The organism is Halanaerobium saccharolyticum (genome assembly GCF_003053565.1).
GTDB lineage: Bacteria > Bacillota > Halanaerobiia > Halanaerobiales > Halanaerobiaceae > Halanaerobium > Halanaerobium saccharolyticum_B.
Window position 1 is genome coordinate 89188 of the sequence record NZ_QAXS01000006.1, and the last position, 24423, is coordinate 113610.

Below are 24423 nucleotides of genomic sequence, written 5' to 3' on the forward strand. Positions count from 1 at the left end.
GAGCTGATATTAAATTAAATAAAAACATTTTTCTATAAATCAAGACAATAAAATTAAAGCTCTCTGCTAACAGTGTTTTCTAAACTTCCAATTCCTTCAATTTCAATTGTTATTTGGTCTCCGTCTCTTAAAAAAATCTTCTCTTCTCTCGCAAATCCAACTCCCTCCGGAGTACCTGTCAGAATAACTGTCCCCGGCAGCAGAGTCATATTATGTGATAAATAACTGATCAGCTGTTCTACCTTAAAAATCATATCTGAGGTTTTCGACTCCTGCATAGTTTTTCCATTTAAAATTGATCTAATCTTTAAGTTGTTGGAATCCAGGTCAGTTTCAATCCAGGGTCCAAGCGGACAAAATGTATCAAACGATTTTCCCCGAGCCCACTGCTTATCCAGTTTTTTCTGACAGTCACGAGCGCTGACATCATTAGCACAGCTGTAACCAAGTACATAATCTTCAACCTCAACAGTTTCAAGATTTTTGGCTTTTTTTGAAATTATAACTGCCAGTTCTGCTTCAAAATCAACCTCTTCTGGAGCCAGTTTTGGTAAAATAATATCTGCAGCTGGATCAGTAATACTGCTAGTTGCCTTTAGAAAAACCACCGGACGCTCTGGAATTTCAGCCCCGGTTTCAACTGCATGCTGCCTGTAATTTAAACCAATTGCTATTATATTTGGCGGCTGAACTGGAGCCAGAAGTTTAAGCTGATCAAGCTCTGCAACCTTTTTGCCTTGAGAAAACTCTGAAAAAACATCTCCTTCAAGCTCAAATACTGTCTCACCTTTTAAGATCCCTCTTTTAATTTCATCATCTTTTTGATATCTAATAATTTTCATTTGCTGCTCACCTACTCAATTCTATAGTTTATAGATAAATTTCTTCGATAATCCCTCTCAATTCTGCGACTAATTCTTTACTACCTGCAATCAAAAGCGGGGCGCCCTCAATTTCAGACTTATAAACTTCTCCTCCCGCCTCTCTGACCAACAATTCTCCTGCTGCAAAATCCCATTCTTTAAGTTTGAATTCCCAGTAGGCATCAATTCGACCACTGGCCACCGAAATAAGATCAAAAGCAGCACTTCCGGAACGCCTGAGCCCTCTAATATTTTTTAAAATTTTATTTAGGGGCTCCAGATTATCAATTTTAGATTCCTTTTTATCATAGGGAAAACCGGTAGCAACAAGCGAATTATTTAAAGCAGTTTTATGAGAAATTTTAATTGCTGTCCCCGACTTATAGGCTCCCTTACCTTTAATTGCGGAATACACCTCATCAAGTTCTGGAATATAAATAACGCCCAGCACAACTTCATTTTCATATTTTAAGGCAATAGAAACACAATAAATAGGATAGGAACTGGCATAATTATTGGTTCCATCCAGAGGATCAATCACCCAGGTATATTTGCTTTTTTTATCTGCAAAATCACTTTCCTCACCCATGATATTATGTTCTGGATAGCTTTTTTCAATCTTGGCTCTGATCATATCTTCACTCAACAAATCAATTTCTGTAACTAGATCAGTGAGTGTACTTTTAGTCTCAACCTTGAAGCTTTCTTTTTTTAACTTTTCCTTCTGCATCTTACCCACATTTATAGCCCATTCCTTTGCGAGTACTGCTGCGTCTGCTAAATTTATCAAATTAAAAATACACCTCCAGGATTAGTCTTTATTCAACTTAATTCTATCAAAAACTTTCTCTGATTACAATTTTAAAAGCATCTCATAATGAGGAATATCATCTTCCAAATATCTATCAGAAACAACTTCAAAGCCCAGACTCTTATAAAAGTCAAGAATGTACTCCTGAGCAGAGATCCTAACCACTTCTGTATCCATATTATTTTGAATAAAAGAAATTGCCTGCTGCATCTGCTTTAATCCCAGCCCCTGTCTTCTAAATTCTTTTTTTACAAGCACTCGCCCAATTGAGACTTCCGGATAGGATAGGCCCGAAGGAATAATCCGCAAATAAGCGGCAATTTGATCCTGTTCCTGATAAAATAAATGAAAAGAATCCTGATCTTTATTGTCACACTCATGGTAGGGGCAATCCTGCTCAACGACAAAGACATTAATCCTGGCTTCAATTATTTTATATAATTCCTGGTTTGTCAGTTCTTCAAATTTTTTTATATATAGCTCCATCATCTACTCCTTTGACAATTAATAATCTGATTTCAATTATTTACTGAAGTTTTTTTCTACAACTGCAGCTTTTTCTGCTCTGGAAAAATAATAGCCCTGATAATAATTACAGCTGTTTTCTCGTAAAAATTCTAATTCTTCCTCTGTCTCTACTCCTTCAGCCACAACTTCCAGGCCCAAATTTCTGCCCATCATAATTATCGTTTTTACAATATTTAAGTTACTGCGGTTGTGGACAAATGACTTATCAATTTTTAGTTTGTCGAGGGCAAAGCGATTTAAATATTCAAGTGATGAATAACCGGTTCCAAAATCATCAATTGAAATTTTGACTCCCAGCTGCTTCAGCTTTCTTAAAACTTCTACAGTATATTCAATATCTTTAATTACTGTTCTTTCGGTTATCTCTAACTCTAAAAATTCTGCTTCCAGCTGATGTTTATTCAGCAGCTTTTCTATTTTTTGAACAAAATCATCCTGCTGAAACTGCTGGGGTGCAATATTTACTGACATGACTAGGTTTTGATAGCCTTTATTCTGCCAGCTTTTTAACTGCTGCAGGGCTTCATTTAAAATCCAGTCACCCAGTCTTAAAATCATCCCTGTTTCTTCGGCCAGCGGAATAAACTCTGCCGGTGAAATTCTTCCCTCTTTGGGGTGCTGCCAGCGGATCAGAGCTTCTACTCCAATAACCCTATCAGTCTTAGTTTCCAGCTGGGGTTGATAAAAAAGCTGAAACTCATTATTGACCAGTGCTTTCCTCAACTTCCCCTCTAAATTTAAGCGGCCTGAAAGCTGGCCCAGCATCTTCTGGTTAAAAAATTTGATATTATTTTTTTCATCAACAAAATGAAGAGCAAGCCTTGACTTTCGAATCAGATCAGAACAGCTTTCTTCTTCCTGGTTAACCGCTATCCCAATTTTTATTTTTAAATAAACAAGATTATTGTTGACCTCATAGGGTTCTGAAAGTTTAGTAATAATCTCTTCTGCATATTTTTGGATCTCCGCTTTATTTTTTGCTGAAGCAAAATAGAAAATAAACTCATCACTTTTCCGGGCAATTGTCATCTCTTCAGATAAGCTTTTGCTCAGCCGCTGATAAAGTTCCTGCAGAATTTCATTACCTTTTTGATAACCATAATTACTGTTAACTAAAGTTAAATTATCTGTAATTAGGGTAAATAAATAAACATCACTGGCACTGTCTTTATTTTTCTTTAGAGTTTCCGAAAGATTGCTTTCTAAAAAGTTCAGATTGGGCAGACCGGTCAGGGGATCATTGTAAGTTAACTTTTTTATTCTACTCAGCATCTGATTAAAGCCGGAAGCAAGACTGCCAAACTCATCTTCACTTTTTATATCAAGTTTAAAACTCAGCTGCCCGTTTTCTACTCTTTTAAAAGCTGAGACGATCTGCTGGATATTCTGGTTTATGTATTCTGAAATATCGAAAATAATTAAAAATATAATTAGAATAATTATAGCAAAAGTAATTAAAAGTAAATAAAATGTATCATCACGAATATTTTTAATTTTTGAAAGAATCCGCAGAACGATGCTGTAATAACTGCTCTGATAACCTCCAGATCCTACAAACATATCTGTGCCCTCAATCTGCTGCAGGTATCCATATTTTGTTTCAATCATTCCATTGCTGGGATTAGTGTAGGGATAACTTAATCTACCGCTGCCATTATTTTCAATAAGGGAAATCATTTCTTTTAACAGGGCTCTATCCCTAACCTGAAGGTCAATTCTATTTTTCCCTTCAAAGGCAGGCGTCGGAGGCAGAGAAATTGTATTACCATCCAGGTCATAAATATAAAAATAAAGATCATCAATAGCTATATCATCATTTAACTGGGCCATCATATTCCTCAACTCAGCTTCAGTTACAGTTTCTCCCTGCGCCTCTTTTTTCTGGAGCCGCATCTGATAGACTTCAGATAAAATTTCTGCTCTACTTTTAACCAGAGCTTCGTATTTATCAAACTTTCTTTCCAGTAATTCTGATTCCATTAAAGTCTGGTTTTCATCAGAAAGATAATCAAACTGATAAATAACAATTGCCAGCAGAATAATCATCGTCAGAATAAAGCTGAGTCCAATTCCCAGTAAAATTTTATTTTTGATAGATAAATTTTTAAGTATTCTCATCATTAGCTCCTATTTATATTTTTGTGTGCTGATTAGAGAAATTTAAACCATATTATTAGTCTTTATTATAACAGAAATATCTAATTATATCTATTTTTGCTGCCAATTTTACTAAATTCTGAATATTATTTCAAACAATTAAAAAAAGAAAACAGCCACTACAGCTGTTTTGATTAATCTTTATTTTGATTTGAATTTTCCTGTTTCTTTTCTTTTACTGCTTTTGACATTGTTTTTTTGAGAGTTTTCATCATATCTTCTTCACTATCAACACCCATTACTATAATGTCAGGACTGCCGCCGAAATAGTGATTAAATACCTCAAAGACTAAAATCCCGGTTAAAAGAGCAGCCAGAGCCAACTCCAAACCAAACTCAGTGTAAACAAGAGCAAAAGCTAGTGCAGATATAAAACCGATAACATATGACAGTTGATTTCTATGCTGGGTAATAAACATTGAGAGAAGGTCTTTTAGAACAGCTAATTTTTTCTTGATAATACCACTTCTCCTTTATATTAATTTCTTAAGATTACCTACATAATATCAGTCCTGTTAATGAATGTCAAAAGCTCAGTCTATGCTGTAAACTGAGCTCTTAAGTTATCTTAAATATGATTTACTGTCATTATTATTTAACAAAAAAGATATCATTATAATAGTCACTTTCTATTTCTCTTTTGTGAGCAAGCTCAGGATTAAGATTTTCAGTAAAAACCTGCAGCCACTCAGCATAAAGCTGATGCATTAACTCCAGCTCAACCTCTGTCTGCTGCCAGAATTCCTGGTGCAGACGGCTCTGATGTTTCCAGATTATCTTTCCATCTTCTTTTACTGCACCGGAAAGACGATCACAGGGCATTCTTTCCACAAAATGCTCATTTATTATTTCAAAAGCATCATTTAAATTAAACTCATCTACATCATCTCTTACTTTAGCTTTTTCGGCCAGTTCTTCTGCCTGCTCAGCATAAATGGATAATAATAACTCCTGATCATTAAACTCATCCATTAATGCAGCAACTACTGCTGCTTCTCTACTCTGAGCACTGCTGATTGCTGCCTCAAGCCAGGGGTGAATATCACTACCGGCAATTAATTCTACCAGCGGCTTATCCTCTTTTAACTCACCGTACTGATGGCGGTAAGGAAAAATTAAGTCATCTACTTTTTCTGCTGAATATTTCTGGCTGAACTGATCAACAATCTCAGCCTCTCTTTCTTCAACAATCTGAATCTGATTATATAACCACATATGGATTGGACCTAAAAATGCACTCATTATCAAAACTCCTTTTTTATATACTTGATTATTCTTCTCAAGTTATTATAGCATTTTTGTAAGGGGCTTTATATGATTTGCATCACACTAGCATCCAATCACCACGTTTTAAATAACCATTTTAATTCTAAAAAGAGATTTTCAGCCGCTGGCAAAATTAATTTTTCTCAGTTATCGAATAGTGATTCTATGAGTGCATTCAAATTCTTGACCTGCTTTTAATTTTCTGATCCCTTCTTTTTCCTCTATTTTACCACTGCTGTCTACTGAATCAGCAATTCCCTGCCAGGGCTCAATACAGATAAATGGTGCCTCTGCTGACTGGGACCAGACTCCAAGGTAGGGAAAATCTTTAAATTCTACTTCTACTTCTCTGTCTGATTTTCTACTTTTTAAAGTTATTTTTTCTGATTTTAAATTTTTAAATACTAAGGCATCATCTCTAAAGGTGTCAGGCTTAAGTTCTAAAATCTTAGAGTCAGTTAAAACTTTTTCAGTCTGGTGATTAAGCAGTCCAGATTCTAATAGATATTTATCCGCATTTTCTTTCTTCTCAAATTCTAAATAATAATCTTCCTTGCTTTCTCCCTCAGTCAGCGGCCAGTAAAATGCAGGGTGGGCTCCAACTGAAAAGTAAATTTCCTGATGATCCTGGTTAACCACTCTGTAAGAAATAGCAAGAGAATTACCTTTAATAGTATATTTAATTTCCAGTCTAAATCTGAAAGGATATTTTTCTAAAGTATCCTCGCTCTCCTCAACTGCATAAGTTAAGTGATTCCTGCTCTGCTCGACCAGCTCAAACTCCTTATCCCTGGCAAAACCATGCTGAGTCATCTTATATTTTTGACCATCATAAAAATAGCGGTCATCTTTTAGACGGCCAACAATCGGAAATAAGACGGGAGCTCTTCTACCCCAGTAATCAGAATTTCCATGCCAGAGGTAGTTTTTATTATCCTTTTTTAAAATTAACTTCTGCAGCTGGGCTCCATCAGTATCAACTTCAATTTTTATTTCGTTATTTTCCAGTTTTGAAATCATAAATAATCTCCTCCTGGTCATTTTTTTATATTTCTCAAATTATTAATCTCTATGTTTAGATTATATAATAGATAAATTAATTTTAAAAGATATTACAGTTAATTTAAAACAGTATTTTTAGGCCCCGGAACTTAATTTATTCGTTAAAAAAAGAAGGATTTTTCTGCTTTAGCAAGAATATTATAAATAATGCTAAAACGATTTCGGTTTATGTTTAATTGTTGGCTTAAAGTTTTTTATCAGTCATTTAGAAAGGAGTTATATTGTGAAATATGGTTATTTTGATGATCAGAGTAAAGAATATGTAATTGAGAGACCGGACACTCCCTATCCCTGGATTAACTACCTTGGTTCTGAAGATTTTTTTAGCTTGATTTCGAATACTGGTGGAGGTTACAGTTTCTATAAAGATGCCAGTAAAAGGCGTCTAACTCGCTACCGCTACAATAATGTTCCTACTGACTTCGGCGGCAGATATTATTACATTTACGAAAATGGTGATTATTTTTCTCCTGCCTGGGCACCACAGAAATCTGAACTGGACAGCTATCAGTGCCGCCACGGGCTTGGTTATACAGTAATTGAATCAGAAAAAAATAATTTAAAAACAGAGATGAAATTTTTTGTTCCCAAAGGTGATAATGCGGAACTACACCAGATAAAAATTAAAAATCTGGCTGATTCCAGAAGAAAACTAAAACTATTTTCCTTCCTGGAATTCTGTCTCTATGATGCAGAAGATGATATGACTAATTTTCAGCGCAATTTTAATACTGGAGAAGTTGAGGTGGATGGATCCACAATCTATCATAAAACTGAATACAGAGAAAGAAGAAATCACTACACTTTTTATAATGTCAATCAGGAAATTGCCGGTTTTGATACCGACCGCGAAAGCTTTCTAGGTTTATATAACAGCTTTGCTGAACCACAGGTATTAGAAGCTGGAAAATCTTCTGATTCTATTGCTCACGGCTGGTCTCCTATTGGATCTCATTCCCTGGAAATTGAACTGGAAGCCGGTGAAGAAGAAGAATTTATCTTCCAGCTTGGATATATTGAAAATGATAATGATCAGAAGTGGGAAAAACCTGGCGTAATTAATAAAGAAAAGGCTAAAAAATTAATGACAAAGTATAATAGTTCAGCCAAAGTAGAAAAAGCCTTTGCAGAACTCAAAAATCACTGGGATATGCTTCTCTCTTCTTTCTCGATTGAGCATCCAGATTCTAAATTAGAAAGAATGGTCAACACCTGGAACCAGTATCAAAATATGGTCACCTATAATCTTGCCCGCTCTGCCTCCTATTTTGAATCAGGTATCAGCCGCGGAATTGGTTTTAGAGATTCTAACCAGGATCTGCTGGGTTCAGCTCACATGATTCCCGAGCGAGTAAAGCAGAGAATCAAAGATCTGGCAGCAACTCAGTTTGAAGACGGCAGTGCCTACCATCAGTATCAACCTTTAACCAAAAAAGGTAACGATAAAATAGGCAGCGGCTTTAATGATGATCCCCTCTGGTTAATCTTTGCAGTGGCAGCATATATCAAAGAAACTGGAGACTATTCTATCCTGACGGAAGAAGTTCCTTTTAACAGTGGGAAAGATGCTGTTATTTTTGATCACCTGGAAGCTTCTTTTATGCATGTTGTCAATAATTTAGGTCCCCATAATTTACCTTTAATCGGTCATGCAGACTGGAATGACTGCTTAAACTTAAGTGCTTTTTCTGAAAAACCAGGAGAATCTTTTCAGACTGTAAGCAACAAAGATAACAGTCCGGCTGAATCAGTTATGATTGCAGGAATGTTTTTAACCACAGGCCCAGATTTTATCCAGCTGGCCAAAAAAATGAACAAAGAAAAACTGGCAGCCAAGGCAGAAGAAGCTCTTGCTGAAATGAAAGAAGCAGTAAATAAATATGGCCGTGATGATGATTGGTTCTTAAGAGCTTATGACTATTACAGTAATAAGGTTGGCTCAAAAGAAAATGAATACGCAGAAATATTTATTGAGCCTCAGGGTTTCTGCATTATGGGAGGAATTGGACTGGAAGATGGTTTTGCTGAAAAAACACTCACTTCAGTTAACCAGAGATTAAATTCTGACCACGGTCTAATGATTTTAAATCCAACAATCAAGGAATATCAGCTTAATTTGGGTGAAGTAAGTTCTTATCCACCGGGATATAAAGAAAATGGTGCAGTCTTCTGCCACAACAATCCCTGGATTATGATTGCCGAAACAATTGTTGGTAATGGAAAACGGGCTTTTGAATATTATAGTAAAATTGCTCCTGCTTACAGAGAAGAAATAAGTGAGCTGCACCGGACTGAGCCCTATGTTTATTCTCAGATGATTGCCGGAAAAGATGCAGCCACTTTTGGTGAGGCTAAAAACTCCTGGCTGACAGGAACAGCTGCCTGGAACTTTGTAGCTATAAGCCAGTGGATTTTAGGAATCAGACCGGAGTTTGAAGGCCTAAAAATTGACCCCTGTATCCCAGCTGACTGGGATGGATTTAAAGTTCAGCGTAAATTTAGAGGTACTGAATTTGAGATTGAAATTAGAAACTTTGATAATGTAAATAAGGGAGTTAAGAAAATTTTAGTTGATGGTAAGGAAATCGAAGGACAGACACTAAAAGATTTTACTAAAGATAAAGTTAAAGTTGAGGTTGAAATGGGATAGATGAATAAAAATTAAGCAGAAAAAAAGCGGCCTGACTCTATTAAGAGTTTTAGCCGCTTTCTTATTTAACTAATCAATTATTTTAATAGTCTGCTCTGAAGTTAACTTCTGTTTCTGGTCCTGAAAATCTGTCATTTTCAGGTGTAAAACCTGAAATTGATCCAGTAACCTGAGGAGTAACTATTACAGTTCCCCAGACACTTGTAGATGTCCAGTTACCTTCATCATTAGTTATTGCATTTGCTATTAGAGTGTTATCTGAAGCTCTTCTAATTTCAATGTGAATATTGGCACCATTATTATCTTCTACTACACCTGATAAAGTGTAATATTCATAATTATCAGCAGGTTGAGCTGTAAAATTTGTTATGTCATTTTCTTCATATACAGTCTTATTGGCTGGACTAAACTGCCAGTCATCAAGTTCTGGAGTCACAACTACTTCTCCAGTTAAACCAGTTTTTTCCCAATATCCATTATAATCAGTATTAACAGAAGTTCCATCATTAAAGTTAATTACTACATCTGGAATTGGAATATTTTCCTCATTAGTTATAGTCCCACTGACTGTATAGGGTTGTTCTTCTGCTATTGCTGTGAAATTAACATTATCATCTGTAGTTTCTACAGGTATTGTTGCTGGTTCAAAAGTATAATTAAATTTTTCTGCTTTAATTTCAACTTTACCAAAAAGATCTGATTTTTCCCAATTTCCATCTGCATCTGTCATAACAGAAGAAAATTTGCCATTATTAAATGTTATTTTTGCATTTTCTATTCCATTACCTTTTTCATCAGCAACTTTACCAGAAACAATATAGAAATTTTCAGTTGATAGTGCTGTGAAATTAACATTCTCATCAGATGTTTCAAGACTTCTCGTTGGAGGTTCAAAAGTATATCCATACTTTTCAGCCTTTACCTCTACTCTACCGGTTAAATCTTCTTTTTCCCAACTGCCATCTTCAGCTGTCGTAACTGATGAAAATTCACCACTATTAAAATGAATGATTACATCAGATATGCTCTCTCCTGATTCATTTTTAATTTTACCTGATAAAACAAATAAATTATCTTCAGTACCATCAGAATCATCACTATTTTCATCAGAACCATCATCTCCACCTGAATTATCGGAATCATCACCGGAATCAGTTCCGTTAGAGTTCGCGGTAAAAAGAATACTATCTTTATTCTCATCTAATTGAGACAGGTGAAAACTGCTCGGTGAAAAAGTATAACCAGATTTTTTCGGAGTAATTTCTATATCACCATTAAGTCCTGTCTGCTTCCAACTTCCATCTGCCTGCGTTTTCACTGAAGAACCATCACTAAAATTGATTGATGCACTTTCAATTCCTGCTCCACTACTATCCTTTACCGTCCCTGAAGCCTCATAGTCTTTAAAATAGAGCTGATCACAACCTGTTAAAAGAAAAAAAGCTGATACTAATAATAACAAAACAACAAGACTTTTTTCAGCATAAACCCACTCCCCTTATTTATAAAAATTAAAATAATGAATACATTTCTATATTATGTTATTTATTAACTTCTCCAGTAATTAAAATAATCCTTTAAAAAATGTGATAATTTTGAAAATAATTCTTAAATTCTTGCATTATTTTAATTATAATTATATTATTATAGTAACTACTAAAGAAATGAGGAGTTTTAAATGAAATTAATTTACAGAAAGACAATTTCTTTTATTTTAACTATTATCAGCAACATTTTAAGCTTTATCTTTGCGACTCAAATATTTAATTTAATTAAAATAACCATGCTGCAGTCTGGATATAGGGAAGGTGGAGGGGTTCCACAGTTTATTAAAGTTTTTACAGGTATTCCTCTATTTTTGATTGTGGCAATTTCATGGATGGGATTTTTCATTTACTCATTTTATTATTATGAGAAAGGAGCAGAAAAGAGAAACCTTATCGAAAGATTTCTCTTTATCAGTGGAGTTGAAATTTTACTTATTCCCTTTATAATTTTAATTTATCAATTATTTTTACCTATACCTACTCGAACAAGTGATATTCTCTTACTTGCCATTACCTTCATTGGAGGGGCCATTTCTATTTATCTTTCTAAAAAGCTGGATATTAACTTTTAAACAATCCCCATCGCCCTAAAAATAAAGACAAATAGGGTCAGAGAAAATACTGATCCCAGGGTAGTCATCATAACTATTGAAGCTGCCAGATTCTCGTCTCCTCCCATAGCTGCAGTGATGATTGCCGAAGAAATGGAAGTTGGAACTCCAAATAAAATATAAATTAAAAATATTTCCTGATTTCCAAGTCCAAAAGCAAAGGCTGCCAGAACTGCTGCTGCCGGGTTAATAATCAGTTTAAAAATTGTAGCAGCAACTGCAGGTCTGATATCAACAAATAATTTATCAACTTTAAAGGTAGCTCCAATTGTCAGCAGGGCCAGCGGAGTAGCTAAAACATCAAAATAATTAGCTGTGTTCTGCAGCAGTGTTGGAAATCTGAATTCTACTAAAGAAGCTATGATTCCCAGAGCAATAGCAATAATAAAGGGATTAGTCACAATGTTTTTAAGAGAATTTTTAAACTGATTTTTAGTTTTATTATCAGGATTACTCAGCACTAAAACCAGTACTGCCAGCACATTATAAATTGGAACTACAAAAGCAACTACCAGAGAGGCTAAAGGACCAACCGCTCCTGTCACATTCTCTAAAAGAGAAAAACCTACATAGACAAAATTACCCCGAAAGGTTCCATGGATAAATGCTCCTAATTTACTCTCTTCCTTAACAATAAATTTAGAATAAATATAAATAATAATTACACTTAAAGTTGTACCGATAATTGCAAAACTGATAAACTTTAAATTAAAGTTATCTGCAACTGAACTCCGTGATACACTATTAAAAAGTTTTAAGGGTAAGGCTATGTAAAAAACTATAAAATTAGCAGCATTAATAAAATCCTGTTTAATTATATTTTTCCTCTTCAAAATAAAACCACTCAACATAATCAAAAAGATTGGTAAAGCAACACTGAGACTGAATATAAAATTAGCTAACATAATTACCTCCTGCGATATTTGTATTTAATAGTAGTTTATATAAAAATAAGAGGAATAACAAGACATTTATTGTTATAAGTATTTGCTTTTCTACTTTTTTTGATATAAACGAGAAAAAAGCAGAAAGACCCTGCTAAAAGGCCCCTCTGCTTGATTATAAATATGATCTTATTTACTTAAAAATTGGAGAAGTGAATTCTAAAAAATCTCCTATTTTTATACTTCCATCTTCATTTCGGGTCAATGGTAATTCAATTTCTAAGCTTTCAAAATTCGCCTCAGAAATTTCTACATCATTAACATTAGTAGAATTTTCTCCATTATAGAAGAAGTTATGATTAGAAGCTTCTGCTTCAGGATAGCTATCAGCTTCAATCTCTTTGGTGGCAAAGGAAACGAATTCTTCAATTACAAAGTCCTCTTCGATGCCATCATAAGTTGTAAAGACAATATTTCCACCCTGGTTATTAAAGGAAATATTATTTACAGCTCTTACTCCCGGGTTACTGTTGCTGGCAAAACCTACAGCTCCATTACCAAAAGCAATACTGTTTTTAATTAGATGAGGAACATGTACTCCTTCTCCACCAAGTTTAAACCCATTTTTATCTCCACTTCCTTCAGTTCCATCTGTTAAGGTACCATTATTATAAGCAACAGAATCTTCAATTACGACTTTTCCAATTGCTCCAGTACCAACTTTTGTATATAAATCCCAGCCGTCATCAATATTATTATGGGCAATACAGCCTTTAAATACATTTCCCTCACCGGAGGTTAACTTAGCTGCAAAACCATCGGCATTATTGTTGGATGGATCAACATTATCAAAGGCGGTTGAATTTAAGATCAGGTTATGAGATGGCCATTTATTCTTATCATCTTCGGTAATATCGGTTCTGCTGATCTGGAGGCCAGTATTACCATTATTATAGAATCTACTTTCTTCTATAATATTATGATTTCCACCGATTACCATACCCTTTTCATTGGCTGCAGAATTGGTAACATCAATTCCCTTGATATGCCAGTAATCTCCACTGAGAATAATTCCTTCAGTCTTCTTATCAAAGTCAATTACCACTTCTGCATCCTCTGCTGCAATTAAATACTTATAATTATCTGGAGTACCATCATTATACTCTTTGATTTCTAATTTTTGATCTCTCAGATAATGGCCGGCAAGCATTACTATTTTCTGTCCCGGCTGTGAATAAGCAGCTGCTGTATCCAGATCAAGTGGATTTTCCTGACTACCATCTCCAGCGGCACTTCCTTCTGGAGCAACATAAATATCTTTACCGGCCCTGAAGGTCTTCATCTCAATAGTAAAGTTTTCAATAATCCGGTCATAATCAGTCAGTTTTTGAGTATCATCAGGTAAGAAGATTAAAGTAAAGTCATTTTGAGCATTTGCTTTCAGCTCTGAATTTAATTTAAACTCTTTTCCTGCCTCTACTTTCTGATCAACTGCAATTATTTCTTTACCCTGTTTTACAGTTAATGTTCCAGCTACATTTGCTTCAGTGATTAACTGGTAATCTTTAACAGCGGTTTCAGTTAAAGATAAGAGATTGATTTCAGGTTCTACCGGTTCAGCAGGTGGTATAACCTGAGGTGCATCAGTTTCTGCATTAGACACCTTTAAATCAATATTACTAACTTCTATATGACCTATTCTGGCTCCAAAGAAACCAAGATAGATCTTATCATTTTGAACTTCTAATAATTCTGGCTCAAATAAAATTTCTTCCTTTTCGCCATTTAAGCGGCCTACATAACCACTATTTGTTTTTGCCAGAGTTAAGCGATATTCCTCGGCTGGATGTGTATTATCAGGAGTTGGCTTAAGCTCTTCAATCATAATCCCCTGATCCCCATTACTTCCTTTTCCGTCTGGAGATTCTACTCCTGTTCTGTAGAAAAGCTGAGTTCCATTTGGATCTTTACTACCACCACTATAGCCACCTACTCCAGCTATGTTGGAAGCAAATACACCGGTGTCACCATCTTCACCAATTGCATCACGAGCCATAATTCCAAAAGCTTCCTGACCGTCATGAGGATCTTTGGCATATTCAATTACCTTCACATCTGCTGAAAGCTCAAAGTTATCTTCAGCATCAAGTACTGTGTAGTAATAGGCGATTCCATCGTGATCAGTTGCAACTTTTCCTCCACCATTAATTGAGGCAACTTCTACTGAATCTTCTTTGACATTAATAAAAGTATCATCATCAGAAGCAGACTGACCAAAGTTAATTGCATTCCAGCTGTAGTCTTTTGCTTCTCTGACAGTCACATCAAAGGTAATAGAGTCTACTTGATCAGATTCAGGAATTACTCTAACTGTATAAATCCCCGGCTGCTGATTATCAATTTTTGAGGCATTGATTCTATATTCATCTGCGTCTAGAATTTCCTGATCTCCATTGTCATAAACCCTGGCGATCTTAATTCCTTCTTCAGCAAAATTCTCAGCAAGACCAATAGTTGTTTGAGGATATTCAACAATTTTTAGACCTTCAAGTTCTTTTTCTTTAACTCGGTAATCCATTTCAGTTTTTTGATCTTTATATTCGATTACTAACTTTTTATTTCCAGCTGTCTCACTATCAAAACCTGAGACCTGGTACTGATCTCGCATTAATCTGATAGAATTACCATCAGCATAATTTGCATAAACAGAAAGACCGTCTAATTTTAACTCTTCACCAGGAAAATATAGAGTTTTTGCTGGCTTATTTTTAATTTCCAGTTCTGCGAGAGCTGCATCACTGACCTCAACTGTAAAATCAGTTTTGATCTCTGAATTTTCATTATAGATTACAGAAATTTTCTTTTCTCCTGCAGCTTCAACTGTATAATCAGCTGCTGCAAGTGTTTCTCTTCTGTAGCCGTCATTATACTCTGCTATTACTGTAAGACCTTCAGGATCAAAATTATCTCCTAAATAATAGTCTGTTTTAGCAGGATAATATTTAATCTCTAAAGCTGTAGCACTTAACTCATTGATATTTAGCTTAAGTTCTTTTTCAGCTCCACCATAATGAATTGTAATTGTATTTTCACCGGCCTCAGAGCTGTCAAAGCCAGTTACTATATAATCTTCCTGGCTCAACTTTTTACTGCTGCCGTCTGCAAATTCTGCAGTAACTTTTAGTCCCTCAAGCTCAAAATCTTCTTCTAATAAATAGTCTGTTTTAAAATCTGAAGTATCAGTTTTCAGTTCCGAAACTTCTTTAATCTCTTCAAAGTTCAAATCATTGTAATAAACAGTGGTATTTCTGGAAGTATATAAACCGGCGAATAGATCTTCTCCTTCAAAACCATTAAAATCTTCTATTACTACCGGTTCTTCCTCACCAAATTTAAGCCAGTATGTATTTCCTGATTTTTTCAGCTCAACCTGATAGCTGAGTTCAGGCGCAGGAACTGCACCATTTACCAATTCTCCCAGCTTTTTTTGACCTTCTGCAGTTCTATAAAAAGCTGTAGTTGGAGTATCTTTAGTTGCATTTAAGGGTCCAACTGCCAGTGCATACCCGATATCCTCTTTATTATTTTCATTATATAGAACTTTATCTCTAAGCATTATTCCAAAAGAAACCTGATTGTTCATATCAAAAGATTCCACTTCAGCCTGAACAGTCATTTTAAAATTGTCTCCCTGCTTCATCTTTTTAAAGTAATAGGCTATTCCTTCAGATGAACTTTCAATTTTACCCCGATTATTGGCACTCATCATTTTAATCCTGCCGTCTGCAAGTTCCTGAATGGCAAAGTTTTCAGCAGTAATTTTATTGTCCCCACCAACATTACCAAATACACTTGCTTCCCAGTCACTTTCTACTTCTATCATTTCGGCGGCCAGTACGGGTGTAATCAAAAATGTAATTAATAAAGTTAAGATAATACTAAAAGTAATTTTAGAATTCATTTGCTTAATTTCCCCCTATTTGTAATTTTAATTTAATTCTGAGTCAGTTTGGCTGATTAATTTTCACCCCCTAGTTAAGGTTTAACGTTTTCCGTTAAGTGAAAAGATTTTAAATTTATAAACAATTACAAATATAATTTTACCAGCTTAAGCTGATTTAATCTAAACATATTTTTTGATACTTTCTAAACTTAAACATATTTTTAGGTGAACTGTTTAAATTTTCATATAATTATTAAAAAAACAGGCCATCTCTGACCTGTTGATCTGAAATCTATTTATATGCTTTTCGGTAATCACTTGGTGAAAGCCCGGTTCTATCTTTAAAATTCCTGCCGAAATGAATTAAATTATTATAGCCAACCTTTTCTGCAACCTGACTGACATTATATTTATTTTTTAAGAGGAGATTTTGAGCCTCTTTAATTCTGACACTATTAATATATTCTGTTACTGTATAACCAGTTTTTTCTTTAAATAGAGTACTCAAATAACTGCTGCTGTAAGAAAACTTTGCTGCCAGCTGGTTGAGAGAAAAGTTTTGAGAAAAATTATCTTCAATGAATTTCATTATTTCCATTATTTTTAGATGATAGTGATCTCTGCTCTCCTGATTGTTTTTGGATTTTAGATAGCGGTTGATTAAAATTAAGAGCTCAGAAATTAAAAGTTTTAAATAAATTTTCCTGCCAAAATCATTCTTCTTACTTTCCATTTCCATTCTGGCAAAAATATTTTCGATCATCATTCTGTCATTAATTTCAAGTCGCAGGTGATAATAATCTTTCTTAAAATTAGAAAGTAAATCAGCCTCTTTCCCACCAAATTGCCCCAGTGAGTCAGCCTTGAATTTAACTAGAAAGCGATTAAAATAAGATTTATCCCTGACAAAAGTCTGATGTTTAACCCCTTCTTTGATCAGAATTAAATCTCCTTTTTTAACATTAAAACTCTTATCTTTAAAATCATAGCCGCGGCTTCCATCCTGCAGATAATATATTTCATAGGCATTATGAAAATGGGGCCAGTTCATCCCCTGGTCTTCTCTTTTCAGTAACCTCTCAAAACTAAGCTCCTGCTCCAGAGTTTCTGCTTTACAAAGCATTTTATTACCTCCAGCAATATTATTTTATAACCTCGTCGTTGAGATACTTATTCCAGATTGTTTCAAACCAGTTATTATCTTCGGGAATCTCTCTGACATCCTGCCAGCTGAATTCAAAATGGTCACCTCTGTATCTTAAGCGCTGGATCTTTTTGCTTAAGGCACCATCTTCCAGGCTGAATCTAAAATCTTCGCTTAAGCTCTCTAATGGCAGCTCTCCTTCTTCATCCTGAACCAGGTAGGAGCCGCGACTTTTACCCCCAAGCTGAATATAATCCTTAAAGGCAGTTAAATAAACTAATTGGGCTAAAAGCAGATCATAATTTTGAAAAGCCAGACTTAAATCACGAATAGAATTTAGACTGCTGATTTCTCCCAGCTGATCTAATTCAGACTCTGTTTCCTTAAGAGCGGCTTCGATTGCAGCAAGATTTCGAATATGAGCTCCAGCTTTACTCATTCTCTCACCCAACTTTTCTCTGATCTCTATAATATTTGCCTTAGATTCTTTAATCGATTGAATGAATTTCTCCCCCAGCTTTAATTTCTTTTCGATTTGAGAGGAAGCCTGAGCTGCAAACACATCTAGCTCAGCTGGCTCTTTTTGATAACGGGCAGCTATAAATTGTGCGGCTCGGGTACTCCCCACCTGGCCTGAATTAAGGGCAGTTCCTCCGGGTCGATAGACTCCATGACTTCCATTTACCTCTCCGACCGGGAAAAAGTGAGCAAGATTACTCTCCCACCAGATATTACCCTCAAGACCTCCGTTGTTGTGCTGAGCGCAAACTGCAATTTCCAGCATTTCACTGGTCAAATCAATACCATTGTCAGCATAAAGATCAATTGCCGGCTGGTTCATTTTTTTAAGCCTCTCAATTGGAGTTCCAAATAGGGCTTCAGAATTCTCAAGATACTGATAGGCCTCTTCGCCAAGTTGAGAAAAGTTTAGATTTCCATTTTCAGATGCAAATTTAGAATTCTGACGGTAATCAAGCCAGACTCTTCTTCCCTTAACAACAGTTTCATTATAAACTAAGATATCAATTAGGGATGAGCCAAAATCTTCAACCTTCCTGGGGTCAAAGGGCCACTGATAACCTTTTAGAAAAATTGCATCCAGCATCTTTCCAGGATCAGCAAAATATTCATTTAAAAACTCCTGCCTGTCATTTCCCCCCTGATCGGTTGAGATATAAGTTGGTAAAACCTGCTGATAGGTCCCGGAGAGGTTCCAGCGAAATTTTGTTGAAGCAATTCCGTACTGCCACTCGGTTAAATTTTTCCCCTTTACCCCGGCCTCAAAGGCAAGCCCTGATGCACCAGTTTGAGAACCCGGATAAACTGAAGTAGCATAAAGTCCAGCTGGACCACCTGTGGCATAAACTATATTGGTAGTATTGAAGAGAGTATAGCGCTTTTCTTCATTTTCCATCTGATTTTTATTCAGAGTTAAAAGACCGACAGCGTTTTCCTGCTTTTGATCAGTTAAAACTGCTATTACCTGATAATTATCAAAGATTTGAATCCCCTTATTTTTAACCTCTTTTTCCAATTTTTCTGTCATATAGCGGGAGGTTAAGGGACCAGCCGAAGTTGCTCTTTTGCGGGGGTCATGGTCAGTTTTATAGCCTACATACTCCCCAAAACGATTGTGGGGAAAAGGGACCCCAATATCTACCAGATGGTAAAAGGAGCGGGCTGATAATGCAGCCTCCACCAGAGCCAGATCGCCATCCATTGAGCCACCTGAAAATAGGGTTTCTGCCATCTCAAAAACTGAATCCTGGTCTTTTCCTCCCAGAGTTAATTTATAATAGGTCTGCTTGTCTGAACCGGTATTGCGGGAAGTCCCCATATTTATTCCTTCAGTTACAATAGCTATATCTTCCTGGCCAAAATTATATAATCTGTCAGCTGCATTTAACCCTGCAGCTCCGGATCCAACCACGACCGTATTTAACGAGTAGACATCGAGCATTTTATCTTCTATTTGAAGCTGATCTTTTCGCATTTTTTCCTCCTCTAATAAATTTTAAGCCGATAATTTAAGCTTTAATGATTTTCTGCATATATTTTTTCTAAAACATTATTTTTGATTATAAAAAAACTAATTGTTAGTGCATCAGCAGCTTCACCTGCGGTTAGAGCTAAAGCAGCAATTATAGCAGCATTGATTTCCACTGTCAGAGCTAAAATTAAAAAGACTAAAACCACAAATACAAGCCCAACAATTTTAGCAGCTGCGATAATATTGGTAGTCTGCCGCTGCATCATCACTCCCCAGAAGGTTTCTCTAAAAGCTCTGATAATCGGAAAGAGAATAAAAGCTACTATTACTTTTTTGACAATCGAGCTTATAGCCGGTGATACGGAAATCAATTTAATTAAAACAAAATCTCCAATTTGGGTAAAAGCAAGTACTGCCAGAATGAAACTTACCATTGTCCCTGCCGCCAGTGAAAATTTTAAAATTCGCTGCCAGTTGTGATTATTTAGTTCACGAGCATAAACAAGTGAACACTGATGAAGTTGGTCTAAAGGACCCACAAAAATCATTACCAGAGTCCAGCTGACACCATAGGCAGCCAGATCATGAGTACCAATACTGCTCCTGACAATTCCACTCTGAACAACCGGCTGCACAAAACGAGCCAGAAAAGCCATCACTGCGATTGGAATAAAAAATTTAATTATTCTCTTTAAATTAACTTTTTTTGTTACATTATTCGGCAGACTGGCAAGAACTCCATTTTTTCCCCTAAAACTGCCAAATGTATATCTTAAGGCAAAAGTAATAAAGATCATCTCAATTGCTATTCCAGCAAACCAGACACCACTGGCAGCAGTCACCCCGGCGACAGCCTGATTTACAGTCACCCAGAGCAGAATTAAGGAGATGCTGATAATGCGAACTACTACTCCCGGTGTAATCAGCTCGGTTTTTTTAAGGCTGATTGCCAGACCCTGCATTATATTTCTGATTGACTCCACAAGTGGTATAAAGGCCATAATACTTAAGGCTTGATAGGCAAATTTAATCTCCTGTGGATCTTTTAGCCCAATAATTTTTTTAAAGACAATTTCTCCCAGAGGAGTATAGCCCAGAGAGGCAATCATTAAAAAATATAAGACTCCGAGTCCAAAGATAAATGAGCTGACAAATTTAAAACTGCTCTGGTCATCGACCAGGGAGGTCACAGTCTGTCTTGACATATGGATCGGGGATTTAATAATATTGGTAATACTCTTAGAAACTGCATAGACGGCCAGAGTAATTTCCGGAAAAGGAAGTCTGGCCAGACTGGCATTAACCGCATTGTGAGAAACCCCAATAATAATTGGCATCACAGCCAGGGGCAGAAAAAATTTAATCAGTTCCTGATATTTTATTTCTGAAATTTTTCTCTTTATATTTTCTGACATCAAATTCTCCTTGTTAACTTCAAATTAAAAATTTAGTTTTGAATTTTAGTTTTCTCTTGTTTTAGTCAATTTTCCTAAAAAAATCTATTATCGGAGCAGCTGAAACTGAATGCTCTGCTTTCTCTAAAATATTCATTTTCAGTTGCTCTTCTAAATTTAAAAATCTATAAACTTTTTTTATCTCCTGATAGGCCTTTTGAGCTGATTGAAGTGGAAACAAGCTGTCTTTTTCTGCTGTCTGGATTAAAAGGGGCTTAGGTGCAATTGCAGAAATCATTGTTGGAAGTTCAGCATAATTTAAAATACCGGGCAGATAATTATCCAGACAGTGTCTTTGGGCCAGAATACTGTCCTTATAATATGAAGTATAGCCGCTAATTGCTGCCGCTTTAATTTTGTTTTCAAAAAGTGCTACTAAAATTGCAACTGGAGCACCTCCTGAAAAGCCTACCACACTTATTTGACGATTGAGAATATCCTTCCTTTTTTCAAGCACCCTTAGAGCTGAAATAAGATCCCAGAGTCTGTATTTTAAAATGCTCTCTCCTGATAATAATAAGTTGCTGCTGATTCGATAACAGGAGTTTGCTGTAGGGTTAGCTTTCAGATCAGGATCTTTCTGATAATCTTCTTTTAAACGTCTGTCTCCAAAACCAAGCAGCTCCGGAATAATAACTAGATAACCCTTACTAACAAAGTCAAGAGCCAGATTATTGTGACAGGTTGGGCTATCTAAGTTCTCTCCGGCACCATTTAAGCCAACTGTTTCCCGGCTGCCATTACCGTGGCCGTGGGCAATGATTAATGCCGGAAATTTTTTCTGAGTCTTTTTCTCTTTAGAAGCTGGAATTAATAAATAGGCAGGAATTTTAAGATAGTCTTTAACCTGATAGGCAATTCTAAGCCTTTTATAATCTTTAAAACTCTTTTCTGCTAAGATTTCTACGGCACCTGTTTCTACTGATAAATTACCGACTCCCTTGCCAGGATTTGAGCTCACCGCATTTTTCCCGGGAAGTCCACCAATTAATTCAGCAATTTTTAATTTAAGTTTTTCCCGCCAAAGTTTCCATTCTGCTTTAGTTTCGGCTACAAACTTAAATTCAGGCTGATTATTTTGATATAATTTTTCTAAATAAGAATCAGGAGAAAAATCAAAGTTATTTCCTGCCATCTATAACACCTCATTAATTTTAAGCTCTTAATTAGTTTAAATTTTAATCCTTATTCTGACAGCTGCTCTCTTCGATATTTAAATTACTCACATTTTTAAACTTAAACTGGTCTTCAGCTTCAACTCGTAAGTTAATATTTTTAAGATATAAGCCTTCAAGATTACTTGCTCTTAAACCTTCTTTACCGCTGAGGTTAATATTTTCCAGAGTTATATCCTTCATTTTCTTTTCCGGTAAACCGCGTAAAACAACAGGCTGAGCAATATTTTCACCTTTAATATTGCGCACAGTTATATTTCTAAATAAAGGCGGCATCTCACTCCTCGGCTCAACTGTAGTTGCATCATAATACATATTTAAAATAATCCCCTGATCCCGCAGATTGTTGATCTCAATATCTTCAAAAAGCAGATTTTCTACACAGCCTCCACGGCCGCGCATTGATTTCAAGCGAACTCCTCTTTCTCCACCATTAAAGACACAGTCGTAAACATGCACATTTTTAACTCCACCTGACATCTCACTGCCGATTACAACTCCACCGTGACCTTCTTTGGCCTTACAGTTACGGATTAGCAGATTTTCAGTCGGCTTATTTACTCTTCTGCCGTCTTCGTTAATTCCAGATTTGATGGCAATACAGTCATCTCCGGTTTCAAAATCACAGTCTTCAATCAGCATATTTTTACAGGAATCAGGATTAATTCCATCTGTGTTTGGTCCATCTGTAATAATTTTTAGATCTCTAATAATTGTATTCTCACAGTAAACAGGATGGATGGTCCACATTGGACCATCTACAATTGTAATCCCTTCAATCAAAATATTTTTAGAATTAATAGGCTGAATAAACTGTGGTCTTAATCCTTCTTCTCTACCAAAAATTCTATCTTTTACCGCAATCCCGTTATATTCTGCATCATATAGTTCTTTAGCTGCAGCATGCTGGGTCTGCTTCCAGGGCCACCATTTGGCTCCATTACCAACTAATTTCCCTTTGCCGGTAATCGCTATATTTTCACAGTCCTGAGCATAAATTAGAGGAGAATAATTATAGCATTCATTTCCCTCCCAGCGGGTAAAAACTACCGGCAGATAATCTTCAAAATCATCACTGAAAGAAATTACTGCTCCCTTTTCTAATTTCAGATGAACATTGCTTTTAAAGTGAATAGGTCCTGTAAACCACTCGCCTTCCGGCACGACAATTGTTCCTCCACCAGCCTGATGACAGCTGGAGATTGCCTCTGCAAAAACTTCAGTATTATCAAATTTTCCATCTGCCACTCCACCAAATTCTTTTAGATCAAACTCCCGCTCTGGAAATTCCGGCCTTTTGACCTCTATTTCAAAATTAGATTTTAACATTTAAGCCTCCCTTATAACTGCCTAAAACTGAATTAACTTTTTCTGATCAGCCGAGCGTCTGGCCTGCAGAGCCGCTTCGGTAACTCTAAATGATTCTTCCGCTGTAATCATACAGTCACCATTACCTTTGACCCAGTCCAGAAAATCAGCAAAAATTTCTTTTTTCTTGACTAAAGGCAGTTCTCTGTTTCCTTCAATTTCATCATTGATTAAATATACTTTTTCTTTTAAAACCTCGATAACTCCCTTATCTCCAGCAATTCTAATCCGATCATCATCATGGCTGGTCGCATTCTGCGGCCTTAAATAGTCAATATTAACTGAACCTGCAGCCTGATCCTCAAAATCAAAATGGCAGAGTGCCGAAACTTCCAATTCGCCATGATTTTGATTGGCAATAGTAGAATGTGAGGCATAGACTGATTTAAAATCCTTGCCACTCAACCACTGCATCCAGTCAATTGCGTGACTGCCGACCCAGGGAATAGTACCACCATAAGTCTCGCGCTTTTTATAAAAGTCTTCGCGCTGGCCGAGTCGATAAGATTTCTGGGCATTCATCAGTCGTACTTCCCCAATTGCACCCTCTTTAATATATTTATAAGCGGTTAAAAACCAGGGTTTATAGCGGATTCCAAACATTGCTGCCAGTTTGGAGTCACTCTTCTCATAGGCACTCTTTACTTCTGCCAGCTCTGCCAGTGTGGTAGCAATCGGTTTTTCAACAAATAGATCAATATTTCTTTTTAAAACTTCAACTGCAGCCCGAGCATGATCGCCAAAATGACAGGCAACAGCAGCAACATCAGGCTTCAGCTCATCTAGCATTTTTATGTAGTCATCATATTTTTTTAGATCATAATCCAGTTTTAATTTCTGATAGAGGTCTTCAACACTTTCTCCCTCTGAACCTGGTGCAATTGCAACTATTTCATCTTCATAATTATCTTTTAAGCCGTTAACCACATATTTAGTATGACCGGTGGAACCAATTAAAACTATCTTCATT

At 36.0% G+C, this 24423-nt stretch carries 18 protein-coding genes; 2 read left to right on the forward strand and 16 right to left on the reverse strand.

Annotated elements, in window-relative coordinates; genetic code table 11:
• Positions 1-53 precede the first annotated feature (53 nt).
• The 7 genes from C8C76_RS03995 to C8C76_RS04025 all read right to left on the reverse strand — a co-directional run bounded on the left by C8C76_RS03995 (position 54) and on the right by C8C76_RS04025 (position 6645).
• The gene (locus C8C76_RS03995) at positions 54-842 is read right to left on the reverse strand and encodes a fumarylacetoacetate hydrolase family protein (protein WP_108138872.1); all 789 of its coding nucleotides are present in this window, start codon (positions 840-842) and stop codon (positions 54-56) included.
• 28 nt (positions 843-870) lie between these two features.
• Positions 871-1653, reverse strand: a complete 783-nt coding sequence (locus C8C76_RS04000) for an inositol monophosphatase family protein (RefSeq protein ID WP_108138874.1) — start codon at positions 1651-1653, stop codon at positions 871-873.
• A gap of 63 nt (positions 1654-1716) precedes the next feature.
• Positions 1717-2160 carry a GNAT family N-acetyltransferase gene (locus tag C8C76_RS04005; RefSeq protein WP_108138876.1) on the reverse strand — a complete coding sequence of 148 codons (444 nt, stop codon included), beginning with the start codon at positions 2158-2160 and terminating at the stop codon, positions 1717-1719.
• A gap of 36 nt (positions 2161-2196) precedes the next feature.
• The gene (locus C8C76_RS04010; protein ID WP_108138878.1) at positions 2197-4320 is read right to left on the reverse strand and encodes an EAL domain-containing protein; all 2124 of its coding nucleotides are present in this window, start codon (positions 4318-4320) and stop codon (positions 2197-2199) included.
• A 173-nt stretch (positions 4321-4493) separates the two neighbouring features.
• Positions 4494-4778 (reverse strand): hypothetical protein, encoded by a 285-nt coding sequence (locus tag C8C76_RS04015; RefSeq protein ID WP_108138879.1) that lies wholly within the window; start codon positions 4776-4778, stop codon positions 4494-4496.
• A gap of 172 nt (positions 4779-4950) precedes the next feature.
• Positions 4951-5601: a hypothetical protein gene (locus C8C76_RS04020; protein WP_108138880.1), complete on the reverse strand. Its 651-nt coding sequence runs from the start codon at positions 5599-5601 to the stop codon at positions 4951-4953.
• Between the two features lie 171 nt (positions 5602-5772).
• Positions 5773-6645 carry an aldose 1-epimerase family protein gene (locus C8C76_RS04025; RefSeq protein ID WP_108138882.1) on the reverse strand — a complete coding sequence of 291 codons (873 nt, stop codon included), beginning with the start codon at positions 6643-6645 and terminating at the stop codon, positions 5773-5775.
• A 265-nt stretch (positions 6646-6910) separates the two neighbouring features.
• Between C8C76_RS04025 and C8C76_RS04030 the strand changes: the two genes are divergently transcribed.
• Complete coding sequence (locus tag C8C76_RS04030) at positions 6911-9337, forward strand: GH36-type glycosyl hydrolase domain-containing protein (RefSeq protein ID WP_108138884.1); 2427 nt, start codon at positions 6911-6913, stop codon at positions 9335-9337.
• A gap of 82 nt (positions 9338-9419) precedes the next feature.
• Here the strand turns inward: C8C76_RS04030 and C8C76_RS04035 are convergent, their stop codons facing one another.
• A complete protein-coding gene (locus C8C76_RS04035; RefSeq protein WP_108138886.1) occupies positions 9420-10799 on the reverse strand; it encodes a carboxypeptidase-like regulatory domain-containing protein in 1380 nt (459 codons plus the stop codon).
• 216 nt (positions 10800-11015) lie between these two features.
• On the opposite strand from C8C76_RS04035, the gene C8C76_RS04040 reads away from it, so the two are divergent.
• Positions 11016-11456 carry a hypothetical protein gene (locus C8C76_RS04040; RefSeq protein ID WP_108138888.1) on the forward strand — a complete coding sequence of 147 codons (441 nt, stop codon included), beginning with the start codon at positions 11016-11018 and terminating at the stop codon, positions 11454-11456.
• Here the strand turns inward: C8C76_RS04040 and C8C76_RS04045 are convergent.
• From C8C76_RS04045 to C8C76_RS04080, 8 genes are all read right to left on the reverse strand, one after another.
• Positions 11453-12400: an AEC family transporter gene (locus C8C76_RS04045; protein WP_108138889.1), complete on the reverse strand. Its 948-nt coding sequence runs from the start codon at positions 12398-12400 to the stop codon at positions 11453-11455. The two genes, C8C76_RS04040 and C8C76_RS04045, sit on opposite strands and share 4 nt — an antisense overlap.
• Before the next feature lie 172 nt (positions 12401-12572).
• The gene (locus C8C76_RS04050) at positions 12573-16340 is read right to left on the reverse strand and encodes a bacterial Ig-like domain-containing protein (RefSeq protein WP_108138891.1); all 3768 of its coding nucleotides are present in this window, start codon (positions 16338-16340) and stop codon (positions 12573-12575) included.
• Positions 16341-16614: 274 nt separating this feature from the next.
• A complete protein-coding gene (locus C8C76_RS04055) occupies positions 16615-17445 on the reverse strand; it encodes an AraC family transcriptional regulator (protein ID WP_108138893.1) in 831 nt (276 codons plus the stop codon).
• A gap of 19 nt (positions 17446-17464) precedes the next feature.
• Positions 17465-19459: an FAD-dependent oxidoreductase gene (locus tag C8C76_RS04060; protein WP_108138895.1), complete on the reverse strand. Its 1995-nt coding sequence runs from the start codon at positions 19457-19459 to the stop codon at positions 17465-17467.
• A gap of 41 nt (positions 19460-19500) precedes the next feature.
• A complete protein-coding gene (locus C8C76_RS04065) occupies positions 19501-20871 on the reverse strand; it encodes a hypothetical protein (protein WP_108138897.1) in 1371 nt (456 codons plus the stop codon).
• A 61-nt stretch (positions 20872-20932) separates the two neighbouring features.
• Positions 20933-22045: an alpha/beta hydrolase family protein gene (locus C8C76_RS04070; RefSeq protein ID WP_108138899.1), complete on the reverse strand. Its 1113-nt coding sequence runs from the start codon at positions 22043-22045 to the stop codon at positions 20933-20935.
• 43 nt (positions 22046-22088) lie between these two features.
• Positions 22089-23414 (reverse strand): glycoside hydrolase family 28 protein, encoded by a 1326-nt coding sequence (locus tag C8C76_RS04075; RefSeq protein WP_108138900.1) that lies wholly within the window; start codon positions 23412-23414, stop codon positions 22089-22091.
• Positions 23415-23435: 21 nt separating this feature from the next.
• Positions 23436-24422 carry a Gfo/Idh/MocA family protein gene (locus C8C76_RS04080; RefSeq protein ID WP_108138902.1) on the reverse strand — a complete coding sequence of 329 codons (987 nt, stop codon included), beginning with the start codon at positions 24420-24422 and terminating at the stop codon, positions 23436-23438.
• Position 24423: the final 1 nt, after the last annotated feature.

Excerpts from the sequence above, each read along its gene's own strand:
- C8C76_RS04050 (WP_108138891.1), bottom strand. The coding sequence starts at position 16,340 with ATGAATTCTAAAATTACTTTTAGTATTATCTTAACTTTATTAATTACA.
- C8C76_RS04005 (WP_108138876.1), bottom strand. The coding sequence starts at position 2,160 with ATGGAGCTATATATAAAAAAATTTGAAGAACTGACAAACCAGGAATTA.
- C8C76_RS04075 (WP_108138900.1), bottom strand. The coding sequence starts at position 23,414 with ATGTTAAAATCTAATTTTGAAATAGAGGTCAAAAGGCCGGAATTTCCA.
- C8C76_RS04045 (WP_108138889.1), bottom strand. The coding sequence starts at position 12,400 with ATGTTAGCTAATTTTATATTCAGTCTCAGTGTTGCTTTACCAATCTTT.
- C8C76_RS04020 (WP_108138880.1), bottom strand. The coding sequence starts at position 5,601 with ATGAGTGCATTTTTAGGTCCAATCCATATGTGGTTATATAATCAGATT.
- C8C76_RS04070 (WP_108138899.1), bottom strand. The coding sequence starts at position 22,045 with ATGGCAGGAAATAACTTTGATTTTTCTCCTGATTCTTATTTAGAAAAA.
- C8C76_RS04015 (WP_108138879.1), bottom strand. The coding sequence starts at position 4,778 with ATGTTTATTACCCAGCATAGAAATCAACTGTCATATGTTATCGGTTTT.
- C8C76_RS04010 (WP_108138878.1), bottom strand. The coding sequence starts at position 4,320 with ATGAGAATACTTAAAAATTTATCTATCAAAAATAAAATTTTACTGGGA.
- C8C76_RS03995 (WP_108138872.1), bottom strand. The coding sequence starts at position 842 with ATGAAAATTATTAGATATCAAAAAGATGATGAAATTAAAAGAGGGATC.
- C8C76_RS04040 (WP_108138888.1), top strand. The coding sequence starts at position 11,016 with ATGAAATTAATTTACAGAAAGACAATTTCTTTTATTTTAACTATTATC.
- C8C76_RS04065 (WP_108138897.1), bottom strand. The coding sequence starts at position 20,871 with ATGTCAGAAAATATAAAGAGAAAAATTTCAGAAATAAAATATCAGGAA.
- C8C76_RS04055 (WP_108138893.1), bottom strand. The coding sequence starts at position 17,445 with ATGCTTTGTAAAGCAGAAACTCTGGAGCAGGAGCTTAGTTTTGAGAGG.
- C8C76_RS04080 (WP_108138902.1), bottom strand. The coding sequence starts at position 24,422 with ATGAAGATAGTTTTAATTGGTTCCACCGGTCATACTAAATATGTGGTT.
- C8C76_RS04060 (WP_108138895.1), bottom strand. The coding sequence starts at position 19,459 with ATGCGAAAAGATCAGCTTCAAATAGAAGATAAAATGCTCGATGTCTAC.
- C8C76_RS04025 (WP_108138882.1), bottom strand. The coding sequence starts at position 6,645 with ATGATTTCAAAACTGGAAAATAACGAAATAAAAATTGAAGTTGATACT.